The sequence below is a fragment of the Sphingobacterium paucimobilis HER1398 genome (assembly GCF_000416985.1).
Lineage (GTDB): Bacteria > Bacteroidota > Bacteroidia > Sphingobacteriales > Sphingobacteriaceae > Sphingobacterium > Sphingobacterium paucimobilis.
Map to the genome: position 1 here is coordinate 85,342 of NZ_ATDL01000003.1, position 15,611 is coordinate 100,952.

General features: G+C 40.8%; 15 protein-coding genes. 3 read left to right on the top strand and 12 right to left on the bottom strand.

Going from position 1 to position 15,611, the window contains the following annotated elements:
• The first annotated feature begins 3 nt into the window (after positions 1-3).
• Positions 4-330: a carboxypeptidase-like regulatory domain-containing protein gene (locus M472_RS24930; protein WP_021068538.1), complete on the top strand. Its 327-nt coding sequence runs from the start codon at positions 4-6 to the stop codon at positions 328-330.
• 19 nt (positions 331-349) lie between these two features.
• Positions 350-919 (top strand): nitroreductase family protein, encoded by a 570-nt coding sequence (locus M472_RS24935; protein WP_021068539.1) that lies wholly within the window; start codon positions 350-352, stop codon positions 917-919.
• 39 nt (positions 920-958) lie between these two features.
• On the opposite strand, the gene M472_RS24940 is transcribed toward M472_RS24935, so the two are convergent.
• The 10 genes from M472_RS24940 to M472_RS24980 all read right to left on the bottom strand — a co-directional run bounded on the left by M472_RS24940 (position 959) and on the right by M472_RS24980 (position 12,284).
• Positions 959-1,609, bottom strand: coding sequence for a hypothetical protein (locus M472_RS24940; protein ID WP_022829237.1), 651 nt, complete (start codon positions 1,607-1,609; stop codon positions 959-961).
• Complete coding sequence (locus M472_RS24945; protein WP_021068541.1) at positions 1,599-2,147, bottom strand: RNA polymerase sigma factor; 549 nt, start codon at positions 2,145-2,147, stop codon at positions 1,599-1,601. Before M472_RS24945 ends, M472_RS24940 begins: the two co-directional genes overlap by 11 nt.
• 96 nt (positions 2,148-2,243) lie before the next feature.
• On the bottom strand, positions 2,244-3,497 hold the full coding sequence (locus M472_RS24950; protein ID WP_021068542.1) for a YeiH family protein: 1,254 nt from the start codon (positions 3,495-3,497) through the stop codon (positions 2,244-2,246).
• 3 nt (positions 3,498-3,500) lie between these two features.
• Entirely contained in the window at positions 3,501-4,418 is a 918-nt protein-coding gene (locus tag M472_RS24955; protein ID WP_021068543.1) for an epimerase, read from the bottom strand.
• Complete coding sequence (locus tag M472_RS24960) at positions 4,415-5,881, bottom strand: phytoene desaturase family protein (protein ID WP_021068544.1); 1,467 nt, start codon at positions 5,879-5,881, stop codon at positions 4,415-4,417. The genes M472_RS24955 and M472_RS24960 overlap by 4 nt, the downstream gene beginning before the upstream one ends.
• A 214-nt stretch (positions 5,882-6,095) precedes the next feature.
• Entirely contained in the window at positions 6,096-7,880 is a 1,785-nt protein-coding gene (locus tag M472_RS24965) for an acyl-CoA dehydrogenase family protein (RefSeq protein WP_021068545.1), read from the bottom strand.
• A 25-nt stretch (positions 7,881-7,905) separates the two neighbouring features.
• Positions 7,906-9,081, bottom strand: coding sequence for an acetyl-CoA C-acyltransferase (locus M472_RS24970; protein ID WP_021068546.1), 1,176 nt, complete (start codon positions 9,079-9,081; stop codon positions 7,906-7,908).
• A gap of 27 nt (positions 9,082-9,108) precedes the next feature.
• Positions 9,109-9,258, bottom strand: coding sequence for a four helix bundle protein (locus M472_RS45940; protein ID WP_021068547.1), 150 nt, complete (start codon positions 9,256-9,258; stop codon positions 9,109-9,111).
• Positions 9,259-9,311: 53 nt separating this feature from the next.
• Complete coding sequence (locus M472_RS24975) at positions 9,312-11,738, bottom strand: 3-hydroxyacyl-CoA dehydrogenase/enoyl-CoA hydratase family protein (protein WP_021068548.1); 2,427 nt, start codon at positions 11,736-11,738, stop codon at positions 9,312-9,314.
• A 90-nt stretch (positions 11,739-11,828) separates the two neighbouring features.
• Positions 11,829-12,284 (bottom strand): MarR family winged helix-turn-helix transcriptional regulator, encoded by a 456-nt coding sequence (locus M472_RS24980; protein ID WP_021068549.1) that lies wholly within the window; start codon positions 12,282-12,284, stop codon positions 11,829-11,831.
• Between the two features lie 279 nt (positions 12,285-12,563).
• On the opposite strand from M472_RS24980, the gene M472_RS24985 reads away from it, so the two are divergent.
• A complete protein-coding gene (locus M472_RS24985; protein WP_021068550.1) occupies positions 12,564-13,526 on the top strand; it encodes an isopenicillin N synthase family dioxygenase in 963 nt (320 codons plus the stop codon).
• A 79-nt stretch (positions 13,527-13,605) separates the two neighbouring features.
• Here the strand turns inward: M472_RS24985 and M472_RS24990 are convergent, their stop codons facing one another.
• Positions 13,606-14,358 carry a porin family protein gene (locus tag M472_RS24990; protein ID WP_021068551.1) on the bottom strand — a complete coding sequence of 251 codons (753 nt, stop codon included), beginning with the start codon at positions 14,356-14,358 and terminating at the stop codon, positions 13,606-13,608.
• A complete protein-coding gene (locus tag M472_RS24995; protein WP_021068552.1) occupies positions 14,358-15,542 on the bottom strand; it encodes a PCMD domain-containing protein in 1,185 nt (394 codons plus the stop codon). Before M472_RS24995 ends, M472_RS24990 begins: the two co-directional genes overlap by 1 nt.
• Between the last annotated feature and the right edge of the window lie 69 nt (positions 15,543-15,611).

Genomic DNA, 15,611 nt, shown 5'->3' on the forward strand with positions numbered 1-15,611 from the left:
AACATGAAAAAAGCAGCAAGCATACTCTCATTTCTATTTTGCCTTGTAGGTTCTTTATTTGCACAAGAGCAACTCGAACTCCAAGGAAAAGTTACCGATGGGAACAATGGATCTATAAAAAACATAACAATCACGATCAAAGGGAAGGAAGAAACTATCCAGACAAATGATGTCGGATCGTATCGTACAACAATTCCAGAAGGAAAGCAGGTCGTCAAATTTTCAGCTCCAGGATATGCTTCCAAAACTATCATTATAGAAGTCGTCGACAATACACAATTAGACGTTCAGCTGGATAAAATTCAAAATTCAAAATCATCTCGTTTATAAGCAATCAACAAACAATATCATGAAGAAAAAAAACGATGTCTTAGAGGCAATCCACTTTAGAAGAACGGTAAATCAGAATAGCTTTACCTCGGAAGAAGTAAGTAAAGAGGACATCTTGACCATACTAGAAGCCGCAAATGCAGCTCCAACGCACAAACGTACCCAACCATGGCGATATGTAATATTTAGAAAAGAAGGACTACAACGCTTAGGTACTGAACTGGCACGAATTTATAAATCCATTACACCTACGGAGAAATATACCGAGGTAACGGAGCAAAACATGGCAAAAAAGGCTACTATGTCTAATGTTGCCATCGCTATCGTTGTAAACTATACAGGGGATGTTCCAGAATGGGAAGAGCTTGCCGCTACAGCATGTTCTGTAGAAAACTTATGGTTAGCCGCCCACTCTTTAAATATTGGAGGATATTGGGCAACTCCAGGATTAATAAATCATCTTGGCGGATTTTTAAACCTAGAAGAAAATCAAAAATGTATTGGGATCTTCTACTTAGGACATCATCAGGCTGAATCACGTGAACCTGTACGAACACCGATCGAAGACAAAATCCGTTGGGAAGAATAAAAAGCGAAAGAGCAAAGACTAATAATCTTTGCTCTTTTACTACATCTTCAATTGATGTAAATCGATACGCATCTCCACCTCCCCTCCTCGCCATTTCGGACCATTTTCCAACAAATTCACCAGTTCGGCATATAGTTTTACATCTTTGTTCCCATCAATGGATAACTGATATGGCCTTCCCTTTTCATCAATTTTAAAACGGACTAAAACCTCACCTTCTCTATGAGATACTCCCGTATAATCATGGGACAAATAAAGTTCATACTTGCTCCATCCAATCATTGGCTCTCCATCAAATTTTCCCGTGTTGGTCACTGTAATGGAGAACACTTGATCCTGCATAACTTCCACCTCGGCTAAGCTGGACTTAGGCTGAGGAAAGTAGCGCAACAACAACAGTGTACAGACAGCTACAAACATAACCGCAGCCGTAGCGCCTATTGCCAGACGCTGCCAACTATAAAATCGTCTATTCTTACCAATAGATTGTTCTGCTATTCGTGTAGTCAACCGCTGTTGTAGTAAACTCAACTGTTTAGCGTCCACGCCTTCCTGCAATTTATAGCCATCAATAGCATCTTGTAGAAATGGGTCATCTAGCGCCTCACGCTCCAGTGCATACATTTCCTCACGGCTCATTAAACCATTTACGTAGTTATGAATTCGCGATAATTGATACTTATTTTCCATTTCCTTTACTTTCCATACAGATCTTCAGATTGCGTTTACCGTTTTGGATTGCACTCTTGACCTTATTCAAATCATACCCTGTTCCATCAGCGATGTCTTTATAACACATCTGCTCCAAATAGAACAAACGTACGCACTCTCTTTGTTCAACATTCAATTTTTGTAAACAAGAATCCAATTTGTCAAAATCATCATCGTTCCATTTAAATTCTTCCTCCTGCACCAATCTCTGTTCGCTTTCAAAAAGATTGTCGTCAATATCTAAATGTATAGCCCGCTTATCTTTCCTCAATTGCATAAGACAAAAATTTCTGGCATATACATGTAACCAACTTTTGAAATTCTCGACTTCATGTAATCGAAGTTTAGCAATCAGTTCTTCAAAAATATGCATCACAGCATCCTGGCTACGATCTGCATCTTGTAGATACTTGAAACAGACCCCATAAAGAAGAGACATATAAGGCGTATACAGTTTCCCCAGAACATCTAAGTTCCCGGTAATCTTATACTCCTGAAGCAACTCCTTTTCATTCATTCTTCGTTGTTTACTATACTAAAGATGCTTTAAGATACATAATTCCATAAACAAAATATCAAAGCAAAAAGGCCTCTATATTAAAGTGTCCCCAGTTTATCGGAACAACAACAGAGCAATCACCAAAGTAACGAGGACGTTAAAAGTCTGCGCAATAAGAAATGCATACAGAGGCTTTTTGTTCTCTTGCTTGAATAGATCTTTAAAATTGGTTTCTAGACCAATGGAAGTAAATGCTAATGCAAACCACAGTCCCTGAAGGCTTTTTAAACTGCCTTTTACCATTTCATTGGTCTCATTTGATACAACAAATGAAAAAAGCAGCGAAGCAAAAACGAATCCAAGAACAAACTTTGGAAAGCGTTCCCATATCACCTTTAAAGTAGGCTTCTCTCGCATTGTTTCCTCGTCTACCGATTTCGAATAGGTCCAGTAAATACTAATAAAAAATGCCGCGATTCCCAACAAGACATTTTGTGAGAATTTCACAATTGTACTTACTTTTAACGCTTCGTCACCTACCAAAGTCCCAGAAGCGGCGACAGCACCAGAAGTGTCTATGGAACCGCCCAACCAAGCTCCAGTAACTGCCTGAGAAAGCCCCATCTTATCAGCGAGATAAGGCATAAATATCATCATAGGTATAGCTGTGATAAGCACCAAAGAAATCACATAAGACAATTTCTTGTTGTCTCCTTTGATTGCTCCAGACGTTGCAATAGCGGCGGATACACCACAAATCGATACGGCACTGGACAACATCAACGACATTTCCTTGTCTATTTTCAGTTTCTTACATACCCAGAAGGCGAAATACCAAACAGAAACAACCACAACAAGTGCTTGGATAAGTCCACGAGATCCAGCCTCCAATATATCACCAAATATAACGGTTGTCCCTAAAAGGATAAGACCAATCTTAACATATAATTCGGTACTTAAAGCATTTTTAAACCATTCTGGAAGATTAAAAAAATTACTGATAACTAGACCTATCCCTAGACTGAAGATAACAGCCTCTAAATTATATTCTTTAACAAAAGAGTTCCCTGCAAGGATGACAGCGACAATAGTTAAAAAATAAACCATTGGGAACACAAACAGTAAGGCTTTAACACTTTTCTTAAGCAACCAGGCTCCAATTATAGCGATGCTATACACCATCGCAAACTGACAGAGCACAGCAAATACATTTTCAGAAGAGAAAACTTTGCTTTCCAGCTCTCCAAAATTAGTCCACGTAAAACTAGGCACAGGAACAATGAGTCCGGATAGAGCTAAAAATGTAATAGCTAAGCCAAGTATAACCACGACCCAGTCTTCTGTAAATGTAATTTTTTTCGACAACATAGTTTAAGTTGATTTTATAAGTTGCGCCAAGGCGCTGTGAAGATAGTTATATTTGAATTTAAAACCATCCTCTATTGTCTGTTTTGTCGTAGCGGGAACCGTTTGCAATAGGAGACTCACATCAACTCCTTTCAAAAAAGAACCTACATACGCCATAAAAACAGGCACGGGCAGTCCCAAGGAAATCTTAGCCTCTTCTCTAAATACCCGCATAAAATCCTTATTGCTCCTAGTATCCGAGCTACAAGCATGATATACAGGCGCAGGCTCTTTCGATTCCATAACCCACTTTACCATTTGAACAAAATCATGTTCATGGATCCAACTGACCATCTGCTTTCCGTCCCCTACTTTTCCGCCCAAGCCCATCTTCACCAAAGGATGTAATTCGGCAAACATTCCTGAACCCTTGCTTAAAACGGGACTGATACGCAATATCACTTTCTGGGTATTCCGCAATGGAATGTCTACAAAAGCAGCCTCCCATTCTTGTGCCAAAACACTTAGAAAATCGACTCCATAATCTGTACTATCCTCTGCATGCAAATTCTCTTTCCCACCGAAAATTGAAATACCAGAGAAATTAATCCATAACCGAGGAGGTCGCCTTAGAGATCGAAGAGCTTCACCCAAAAGCTTGGTCGGGACGACCCGGGAATTGGTCAAAGTCTGTTGATTCTCTTTTGTAAAACGACATTGTATACTTTTTCCACAAAGGTTAATCAGTGTATCTGCATCCTCTAATTCTCCCACCCAATCACCGAGTGTCTCTCCATCCCAATAAACATAGTCAACCTTTTCCATTGTCTTATCCACTTTACTCCGGGAAAAGACTACAACTTTCATCCCAGCTTTTATTAACAGCTCAGCCAGCAACCTTCCCAGGTGGCCACTGCCTCCTGCCAACACTACTTTTTTCATTCATTTCCTCCTCTTAAGAAATTAAGTTTCAAATCTTGTTCTTTAATCCCGTAATGATCTTTTAATACAGTCTTTGCGGCCGCATAACCACACATTCCATGTACTCCACCGCCAGGAGGCGTAGCCGATGAACAGATATATGTGGATGGATCAGAGGTCCTATAGGGTGTCAATGAACGGATCGGCCGCGTATACAACTGTCTTATATCCATTAATCCTCCATTAATATCTCCTCCACTATAATTAGGGTTATAGCGTTCCATATCCATAGCATTCATCGAAGAACGAGCTATAATTGTGTCTTTAAATCCTGGCGCAAAACGCTCGATCTGCGTCTCAATAGCCTCTGTTCTATCGACCTCCACCCCATTAGGAACGTGACAATATGCCCATCCGGTATGCTTACCCTCGGGAGCTCGCGTGCGATCAAAAGAACTCTGCTGTGCAAACAAAACAAAAGGCTCTGTCAATAGCTTGCCGCAATGTGTCATCTTTTCATAATGTGCTATCTCTTCGTAAGTATTTCCGAGATGTACCGTTGCAGCTTGATTACATTCACTATTTATAAACGGCGTAGGATCAGAAAGAGCCCAATCTATTTTAAACACCCCCATTCCTTGTCTATACTTCTCCAACTGTTTTTTATAGCTCTTTGCCCATTCTATTCCTTTCAATCCGAGCAATTGTCGTGGCGTGAGATCCAACAATAAAACCCGATGTTGCGGTATATCACGAATATCTTCCACCCAACAATCACACTGTATTGTACCGCCGAGAGAAAGATAATAACTTTTTAAAGCATTAGCTATAGATTGAGACCCTCCCACCGGAATTGGCCAGCCATACCGATTTCCAACCGCCATCAATACCATGCCGATCGCCGATGTCCCCCAATTGGACAGCGGTTGTATACCATGTGCAGCCATTCCTCCGAATAGAGCTCTCCCTGTTATCGTCTTAAAACGATGTACCAACCAATCGGCAGGCATGAGACCATCCAGCCCAAAACCCATCATCTGACCAGGATGCTCCGGAAAGCGCAAAGGCCCCATGATATCCAACGACAAAGTCTCCCATTGCTCCACCACAGGTTCGATAAGATCTTTATATTTTTTACCGTCAGCACCAAGAAAGGCGACAGTTTCATCCACAGATTTACATAGGCGTGCTACCTCTCCATTTTTCAACGGATGCGCTGCCGCATATGGAGCCTGAACAAAGTGCAATCCGTGCGCTTCCAGCGGCAAGGAACGCAAAAAGGGAGAGGCCATCGCCATAGGATGTATCGCAGAGCAGACGTCATGGCGGTAACCTGGTAACGTCAATTCCTTTGTACGCATTCCGCCGCCAATAGTATCAGCACCCTCCATAATCAGTGTGCTTAAACCCTGCTGTTGCAAAGTGATTGCCGCAGCAAAACCATTCGGACCAGAACCAATTACTATTGCATCGTATGTAGTCATACTAAAATATAAAGTACAGCTAAGTTACTTACTTTAACGCAAAGACCACCCGAACAGCACATATAGTTACAACTTACATAAAAAATGAGTATTCGGAAAATGGAGATTTCTCCCGAACTAATCGATATAGAGAGCGCCACGATACCATCAATATAAATGCAAAAAAGCCTGTGCAATTTGCACAGGCTTCCTTTTCTACAAAAATAAACCTCGCTTAGAAGCAATATCTGTTCTCTTCGATCAGCTTGCGTGCAATACGCTGGCGAGCTTCCTTCACATTGAAAGGTTGTGCTTTTGTAAAACGTCGCAAACCAACCAACATCATATTCAACTCATCCCCTTCTCCAAATGAGTAGAGAGCCTCTTTACCTGCCACATTCACCTTATCTATAGCCGAGTACAAGTATACACGAGCCATATCCGCTTGTAGACCTGTTGCCTCTTCACCCAATGTATGGTACAGTTTTTCAGTTCTTAATAAGACAGACTCCGCTACATATACATAACCTATAATATCTGCTATATTCATCAGTATCTCCTGCTCTTTAGAAAGTGACATCATCAACTTCTGCACAGCCGCCCCTGCTACCATTAACCCCGCTTTCTTCAGATTAGCGATAATTTTCTTTTCCGCTGCAAAAGGTGCAGTATCCTCATCTGCAAAATCAGGAATAGCCATCAATTCGCCCACGACAGCCTGAGCAGGCCCCATTAAATCCAGCTCTCCTTTCATGGCACGCTTTAACAACATATCGACAACTAACAGGCGATTAACCTCATTCGTACCTTCAAAAATACGATTGATACGAGAATCCCGATACGCACGTTCCATAGGAGCCTCGGCTGAATACCCCATACCACCGTAAATCTGCACCCCCTCATCGACAACATAATCCAGCATCTCTGAACACCACACTTTGATGATAGCACACTCTATCGCAAACTGTTCTACAGATTTTAATTTTGCTTTGGCTTCGTCCATACCTCCAGCTATCAATGCCTCATAAGTATCATCAATATTCTGTCCGGCCCGATAAGCTGCCGATTCCGTTGCAAACAAACGAATAGCAGATTCCGCCAGCTTATAACGGATTGCTCCAAACTTAGAGATAGGCAGATTGAATTGCACACGTTCATTCGCATAATTTACTGCTGTCGAAATTACAGCACGAGCAGAACCAATCGTAGCAGCCCCTAGCTTGATACGTCCAATATTCAATATATTCACGGCGATCTTGAATCCATTCTCACGTTCCGAAAGCATATTTTCAACAGGCACAGCACAATCATTAAAGAAAATCTGCCGTGTAGAAGATCCTTTTATCCCTAATTTGTGTTCTTCAGGATTCATGGTAATACCGCCAAAATCTTTCTCTACGATAAATGCCGTCAAGTTTTTGTCATCTCCAATTTTGGCAAATACAATATAGATATCTGCAAAACCTCCATTGGTAATCCACATCTTTTGACCATTGATCAAATAATGGGTGCCTTCTGCATTTAATTTGGCAGAAGTACGTCCTGAATTGGCATCCGAACCTGAATTCGGTTCTGTCAAACAATAAGCAGCCTTCCACTCACCAGTCGCCAATTTCGGTATATATTTAGCCTTTTGTTCGGCATTTCCATAATATAAAATAGGCAATGTACCAATTCCCGTATGAGCAGATAACGCTACTGCAAAAGAAAAGCCTCCACCTACCGCATCAGCGACCAGCATTGACGTGTTAAAGTTTTTACCAAAACCTCCGTATTCCTCAGGGATAGACACCCCCAGCATCCCCAATTCGCCAGCCTTATCCATCAATTGTTGCATCAGACCTTCTTCCTGAGCATCTATTCTATCGAGTTTATTCAAGACCTCGGTATCCAAGAAATCGAGACAGGTCTGACGAATCATCTTCGCTTCTTCATCAAACTCTTCAGGGATAAATACTTCGTTATAGGGCGTTTCTTTGATTACGAATTCACCACCTTTGATTGCTATTTTATTTGTCATTTTATTAAAATTTGAGATTACTAACCTAGTCCATCATTTCAAATATCCCTGCAGCACCCTGACCGGTACCCACACACATCGTTACCATACCGTACTTTTTACCACGACGCTTCAACTCATTGAGAACCTGCACTGTCAGTTTTGCACCTGTACATCCTAACGGATGCCCCAGCGCAATAGCACCACCATTTACATTGACCTTCTCTTCATCCAATCCCAGTGTCCGGATAACAGCCAATGACTGCGATGCAAATGCCTCGTTCAACTCAATAAGATCAATATCTTCTTTTTTCAACCCAGCCTGTGCTAATGCTTTTGGAATAGCCTCAATAGGACCTATTCCCATGATCCGTGGAGGTACGCCTGCTACAGCATAAGAAATCAACTTAGCAATTGGCTTCAAACCAAGTTCCTTCATTTTACGCTCTGACATTACCATCACAAAAGCCGCCCCATCGGACGTCTGCGAGGAGTTACCCGCTGTCACCATGCCATCTGCCGCAAACACAGGTCTTAATTTGCTCAACGCTTCTATTGTCGTATCTCCACGAGGTCCCTCATCCGTATCAACGACATATTCACGTGTAGCCATCTTACCATCTTTAACATAGTTCTCTTTGATTGTAATCGGCACCACTCCGTCTTTAAGATGTCCATTTTTAATGGCTTCAATAGCTTTTTGGTGAGACTTCAAAGCAAATGCATCTTGATCAGCACGCGATACCTTATACTCCTGAGCCACGGCCTCTGCTGTCAGGCCCATGCCCCAATACCAGTCTGCATGGTCTTTTGCAACTTTCGGGTTAGGCACGATCTTCCAACCACCAAATGGCATACCCGACATCACTTCAGCTCCTCCGGCAATAATAATATCAGCCATTCCCGCTTTGATCCTAGCTGTGGCGGTTGCAATCGTATCCAAACCAGAAGCACAATAACGGTTGACCGTTACCCCGGGCACCTTGTCCGTGTCTAGTCCCATTAACGAGATAAAACGGCCCATGTTCATCCCTTGTTCTGCCTCTGGCATCGCATTCCCTACGATGACATCATCAATTTCTTCTTTATTTAAATGAGGAATCGAACCTACCAAGTGCTTGATAACCTCGGCGGCTAGATCATCTGCCCGCATAAAACGAAAACCACCTCTAGGCGCCTTGCCTACGGCTGTACGATATCCTGCTACAATGTATGCTTCCATATTTTTTTAGTATTAAGTAGTTAGATATTAGTATTTAGATTTCAGCTTCTGCTGAAAAACGTAATTCATTTTCTGCAATTCCGCAACCTTATCTAACATCGCTTCTAAATTATCATCTAATAAATAACCTAAGTTTTTTGATAGGATTAACTGTATTTCGACCTCATATGTAGACACGCATGCGCTATCGCGAGAAATTGTCTAAATACTAAGTACTAAATACTTTTAATCTAATTCCGCAACGCCTTTCCTTTCGTCAACATATGCTGAATCCGCTCTAAGGTCTTTCGTTCAGCACAGAGCTCCAAAAATGCTTTACGTTCCAAGTCCAACAAATACTGTTCAGATACTTCAGTAGGAGCTGAAAGATCACCTCCACACATCACCCATCCCAGCTTTTCCGATATTTTCTTATCATGATCAGAAATATAATTGCCAGCTCTCATCGAAGAAGCACCAACATAGACAATACCTAATCCCTGATTGCCCAAAACTTTAATATCGTGGCGCGGTACAGGCTGTACATAACCAGCATCCGCCAATTCGATGGCTTTCGCTTTGGCATCAGCTAATAATCGAGCCCGATTCATCGTAATAGCGTACTTACCTTCTTGCAAGTAACCAAGCTCATAAGCCTCCACAGCGGACGTAGAAACTTTTGCCTGTCCTATCGTCAGAAACTTATCTTTTAATGTATTTTGTGTAATCTGATCCTCTTTAAATTCGTCCGAAGCACGTAACGCAAACTCTTTAGAGCCACCTCCACCGGGGATCACTCCAACACCAAACTCCACTAACCCCATATAGGTCTCCGCATGTAACTGTACAAAATCGGCATGCATAGAAAACTCACATCCACCTCCCAGTGCCAATTGGAACGGTGCCACAACAACAGGGATAGCAGAGTAGCGTATACGCATAGATGTATTTTGGAACATACGCACGGCCATATTTAACTCATCATAATCCTGTTCTACAGCCATCATAAAAATCATTCCGATATTGGCTCCTGCCGAGAAGTTCTTGCCGTCGTTAGAAATCACCAGACCACGATAGTCCTTCTCTGCAATATCTATGGCCTTATTGATACCCTGAATCACATCCCCTCCGACAGTATTCATCTTCGTATGGAACTCACAGTTAATAATACCATCGCCAAGATCTATAATGGATACACCAGAATTCTTCCAGATGGTCTTTGCCTCCCGGATATGATCCAGCACGATAAGATCCTCCGTCCCTGGTATCGCTTTATAAGACTTAGAATTTATATCATAATACTGACGGACGCCATTTTCTATTTTATAGAAAGACTCACATCCTGCAGCTAGCATATCGTGTACCCACTGCGCTACCTCACCACGTTGCCCTGGAAGCCGCTTTTCTTCTTTTTTAATCTTTTCTAATGTCTCCCGCACCCCTAGAGCATCCCAGACTTCAAAAGGACCGATTTCCCAACCAAATCCAGCGCGCATCGCATCATCGATACGGAAAAAATCATCCGTAATCTCAGGCACTCTATTCGAAACATATTCAAACAAAGGATAATGCATAGCTCGGAACAACTCACCAGCCTTATCCGTTCCCTGCTCATATACCTTCATCCGCTTACGAATATCTTCGACCTGTTTGGTTGCTTCTAAAGTAGCAGACTTCACCTTTGACTGAGAACCATATTCCAGCGTTTTAAGATTCAGGGATAATATTTCAGAAGTTCCATCTGCTCCTTTTACTTTTTCATAAAATCCCTTTTTCGTCTTTTCACCCAACCACTTATTAGACACCATCTGTGTAATGAAACCAGGCAAAGTAAACACCCCTTTAGCTTCATCATCAGGAGCATTCTGATCAAGACCGTTAGCCACATTAACCAATGTGTCCAATCCGACGACATCAGCAGTACGGAAAGTTGCAGATTTAGGGTGTCCCATCGCTGGCCCCGTATATTTATCCACTTCTTCTACAGTCAATCCCAATTGATCCACAAGATGAGTCAACGCTAACATAGAGTAGACACCGATACGATTGCCTATAAATGCAGGCGTATCCTTACACAGCACGACGGTTTTACCCAACATTTTATCACCATAGTGCACTAGAAAGTCAACGACATCCCGCTTAGTATGAGGGGTAGGTATAATCTCCAAAAGCTGTAGATAGCGAGGTGGATTGAAAAAGTGTGTCCCACAAAAATGAGCAATAAAATCGTCGGACCGGCCTTCTGTCATCAAATGAATGGGGATACCAGAAGTATTAGACGTAATCAATGTCCCTGGCTTTCGGAACTGTTCGACCTTATCAAAAACGGACTTCTTAATATCCAATCGCTCGACCACAACTTCTATAATCCAGTCTACATCAGCAATCTTGGACATATCATCTTCAAAATTTCCGGTACTTATCCGTTTAGCAAAAGACTTGCTAAATAAGGGCGCGGGATTGGACTTGATCGCCGTATCAAGTGATGCGTTTACGATACGATTACGTACGGCCGAATCCGTCAACTGAAGTCCTTTTGCTTCTTCTATAGAAATTAATTCTTTCGGTGGAATATCCAATAACAATACTTCCACGCCTATATTGGCAAAATGACAGGCAATACGAGACCCCATCACTCCGGACCCCAATACGGCTACCTTTTTAATGTTTCTGTTCATATGTAAATACATTTTTCCGTTTATAACTTTAAGCCACTCTACCTAGAAATGTCCCACATCTATCTTTGTAAAGTCACTCATCTCAACACCTTATTTCAGTTCCAACACATTCATCGGTTCAGCTTCATAATCACCAGCCAGATCATTCACCTTAGCAAGCATCTTGATCAACTGTACCCGCTCCTTCTCCGTGAGCTGAGCCTCCAAGTATTCATTGAAGCCACGCACAACACCCTTCGCTACCCTTCGCTTTTCCACGCCAAGCGGGGTTAAGTACACCTTTACAGACCGCTTATCTGTCGTGCTTGTTTCCCTATAGATAAAACCAAGCGCCTCTAGGTTATTTAACACCCGAGACAGAGAAGTGGTTTTCACTCCTGTAGAATTTGCTATTTGAGAAACAGGAGTACCATCTTTATGGATATTAATCAATATATATCCGGCAGCCTGCGTAAACCCATGTTGTGAAGCAATATTGTTATATTTGTTCGCAACAGTCTGCCACGCAGCTTTTAAAAAATAATCAATTGTATTATCTTGGTTCATTGTTGATTTTTGTGACCTACTTGTATTTTATTATGCAAGCATAACAAATCTAATAGTTTAACTTGTATATTCCAAATACTTGTAAAAAAATATAACACCCACACAAAGAACCATAACAATCTGTTTTAAAACCTCTTATTCTTAACGAATCAAGTAAAAAAAGTATTTCCCAGAAGTCAACAGTTAACTAGATGCAGCCAATAGCTAGCATTTATAATAGGGTATAAATGGAATCATAAAACTTTTATTTAGGTTTGTATCAGGTTTAAAAAAAATAATATGGCACTCGTAAACATTCCACGTCTAGACTTGCAGCACTATACCCAGGGCAATGTCGACCAACGCAAACAGTTTGTTCAAGATATTGGCAAAGCATTTAACGAAACAGGCTTCGTTACCATTGCAAATCATGGATTAAGTGAGGAATTAATATCCGAATTATATCAAACAGTAAAGGCATTCTTTGACCTTCCTCAGGAGACTAAGGATAAATATGAATTCCCAGAACTTGCCGGACAGCGAGGCTACACAACAAAAGGCAGAGAAAAAGCCAAAGATTCCAAAACGCCAGATCTAAAAGAGTTTTGGCAACGCGGACAGACTATTGTTGGAGAAGAGTATTCCAAAAAGGACTTTCCTGACAATCCACTCGTAGAAGAGCTACCCAGATTTGAAGCAGTTACTGCTGAGATCTACAAAAAACTAGAGAATGCCGGTCGTAATCTATTGAAAGCCATTGCAACTTATCTCGATCTTGACGAAGATTATTTTGAAAAGTATGTTATCAATGGCAACTCTATATTGAGAGCAATCCATTACTTTCCTATCGAAAATCCAGAATCATTAGCACCCGATGCCGTACGTGCTGGTGCACATGAGGACATCAATCTCATCACCCTATTGATAGGAGCATCCGCAGATGGATTAGAGGTACTGACAAAAGATGGAGAATGGTTTCCCATTAAGGCTAAAGGAGAAGATATCGTTGTCAATGTTGGGGATATGCTACAACGACTAACGAACAACAAACTGAAATCGACGACACATCGTGTAGTAAACCCACCAATCGAGTTGATGAAGACTTCTCGTTATTCAGTACCTTTCTTTTTGCATCCTAAAGCTCAAATGAGCTTGGCATCCTTAGATTCTTGTATAGATACAGCTCACCCTAAAGTATATGAGGATTATACTGCAGGACAGTACCTAGACGAACGTTTACGTGAAATTGGATTGAAGATGTAATCTCTAATACAGATCCTTAATATAGAAAAGGCGGATCTATACGGATCCGCCTTTTCTATTAATTAAATACTGATATCATCTATTTTAGCGTATAGCCTATTCCAACATTCATGAAGATATTGTGCATACCAAAACTAATACTCTCAAACCCTGTTTTCATAATGTTGTTAAAACCATAGTCAAATTGAGCTAAGGCAGAAAACTTATTATTGATCTCATATTTTGCACCTAAACTCATACCAACATCGATATTACGCACACTCTCTGAAAAATCATAATCAGCTTTATCAATATTAATCTTATCTCCTGTAGGAGTCTCATGTCTCAAATATCCATCAAACGCTTCTCCGTAGAATTTTTTCCTAACAGCAAATGCCACATAAGGGCCTGCTTGAACATTCCATCTTTCAGACACCTGATAGGTAGCCTGCACCGGAACAGAAATATAGAGATTATGAACCTTAGTCGTAATATCTCCAGTATAATATCCACGAAGCTTGCCTTCGGAATCATTTATAGCACTAAATGTTGTTTTATAACCTTTAACTCTGGCCTTCGCATCCATTCCCTTTCCTTCGAAAATAGCTCCAACAGCTACCCCCCATTTTGAATCTATAGCATAATTAGCTTTAGCACCTACATAGAACGGTAAGTTAGGATTATAACTTTTTATCTTTCTGATTTCCACAGGTAGAGATAATGGAGCAGCTCCTCCAATCTTCCCTCCTAAAATAAAATCAACGCTAATATCTCCAATCTCCTGTGCATTACCTTTAGTAATGAAAAGGAATACCGCAGAGAGAACAACAATATATTTACTAATTTTTCTCATTACTTAGTTACAATTTTTAAATCATCAACAATCAACTTACTTCCTACGGCCCCGATAAAACTATCTCCTCGTTTACTTGAACTCATTACAATCGCAATGTTATAATCCAATCCGGCAACTGCCCCCATATCCACCTTAGTACGATATTCGAACGGCAAGCTAAACTTAACAAATCCATCTCCAGTTGTTGCTGAACCATCCTTAATTTTAGCAATTGCCACAATACTTGGATCAGTAAGGATATTATGTCCTGTCAAATAAGGTACTTTTTTCTTCGGGTCACTCACCGATTCCATTAATTGTTTACGATTATAAAAAACAGCATAAATATCACAGGAATCCTTCATATTCACTGGATTCATATTTTCATCTGTAACTTTATCGGCAGGTTGATACTTGTAATACCCCTCTAGTGCGGCAGGAACCTTATTAAATGGTAATCCAAATTGCGTAGCAGAGAGGGCATCCGTTAACACTGGTCCTGTATCAAATGCACCAATAAACAAATTTCCTGCGGCTATTGGTTTTTTTAATTTTGCCACGAAATCAGCTGTAGCTTTCGTCTCTAAAAGCAACGCTCTTTCCCCCGAATATGCATCAGTCGTTGTTGTAGTGGGATATGCATCGGGCTCAAGTTTTCCTCCCCCAAACATTAAAGAAAGAGAGTAACCAATATTTCCTGATGACCAATTGTAAAAATCCTGATTATCTATACGATTGAAGAATTCAGTATATTGTTGATCCTTATTAATGACAATTTCTTCAAAGCCATATTCTGTAGGGACAAATCCGTCTTTTGTATTTATAATTTTTAACAGATATTGCTTAGAATACTGCTTGTCTTGGGAGATTGTTTTAACAGAGACTCCTTCTGTTTGCATACGCTCAGCTAACTCCCTATCTACTTTAAGAACATTATTATCCATCACCTGTCCATCTTCCGCTTGTAACTGAGCGCCTTCGGTCAAAGTAAATTTGATATCGAACTCTAGGGTTTCTTCTTGATCAGGTTTTAAATACAACACTATACTACCTCCTGAAACTACAGGCTCTAATAAAAAGACATCATTTTCAGTTTCAGCTTTAATAATATCAGCCTCCATATTTGGAGCCTCGTCCTTTATACAGGACGACAAAAACAGGAGCAGCGCTCCGTAAAAAAACAATAAACCACGTAACTTCATAAACTTTCAATTTTTAAGCAGGGCAAAGCTAGTCTTATTATCACGTTAAAAGAGCATTGGATAAGGTAT

What these genes read in the sequence shown, in the direction of transcription:
- M472_RS24930 (WP_021068538.1), top strand. Translation starts at nt 4, where the DNA reads ATGAAAAAAGCAGCAAGCATACTCTCATTTCTATTTTGCCTTGTAGGT.
- M472_RS24935 (WP_021068539.1), top strand. Translation starts at nt 350, where the DNA reads ATGAAGAAAAAAAACGATGTCTTAGAGGCAATCCACTTTAGAAGAACG.
- M472_RS24940 (WP_022829237.1), bottom strand. Translation starts at nt 1,609, where the DNA reads ATGGAAAATAAGTATCAATTATCGCGAATTCATAACTACGTAAATGGT.
- M472_RS24945 (WP_021068541.1), bottom strand. Translation starts at nt 2,147, where the DNA reads ATGAATGAAAAGGAGTTGCTTCAGGAGTATAAGATTACCGGGAACTTA.
- M472_RS24950 (WP_021068542.1), bottom strand. Translation starts at nt 3,497, where the DNA reads ATGTTGTCGAAAAAAATTACATTTACAGAAGACTGGGTCGTGGTTATA.
- M472_RS24955 (WP_021068543.1), bottom strand. Translation starts at nt 4,418, where the DNA reads ATGAAAAAAGTAGTGTTGGCAGGAGGCAGTGGCCACCTGGGAAGGTTG.
- M472_RS24960 (WP_021068544.1), bottom strand. Translation starts at nt 5,881, where the DNA reads ATGACTACATACGATGCAATAGTAATTGGTTCTGGTCCGAATGGTTTT.
- M472_RS24965 (WP_021068545.1), bottom strand. Translation starts at nt 7,880, where the DNA reads ATGACAAATAAAATAGCAATCAAAGGTGGTGAATTCGTAATCAAAGAA.
- M472_RS24970 (WP_021068546.1), bottom strand. Translation starts at nt 9,081, where the DNA reads ATGGAAGCATACATTGTAGCAGGATATCGTACAGCCGTAGGCAAGGCG.
- M472_RS24975 (WP_021068548.1), bottom strand. Translation starts at nt 11,738, where the DNA reads ATGAACAGAAACATTAAAAAGGTAGCCGTATTGGGGTCCGGAGTGATG.
- M472_RS24980 (WP_021068549.1), bottom strand. Translation starts at nt 12,284, where the DNA reads ATGAACCAAGATAATACAATTGATTATTTTTTAAAAGCTGCGTGGCAG.
- M472_RS24985 (WP_021068550.1), top strand. Translation starts at nt 12,564, where the DNA reads ATGGCACTCGTAAACATTCCACGTCTAGACTTGCAGCACTATACCCAG.
- M472_RS24990 (WP_021068551.1), bottom strand. Translation starts at nt 14,358, where the DNA reads ATGAGAAAAATTAGTAAATATATTGTTGTTCTCTCTGCGGTATTCCTT.
- M472_RS24995 (WP_021068552.1), bottom strand. Translation starts at nt 15,542, where the DNA reads ATGAAGTTACGTGGTTTATTGTTTTTTTACGGAGCGCTGCTCCTGTTT.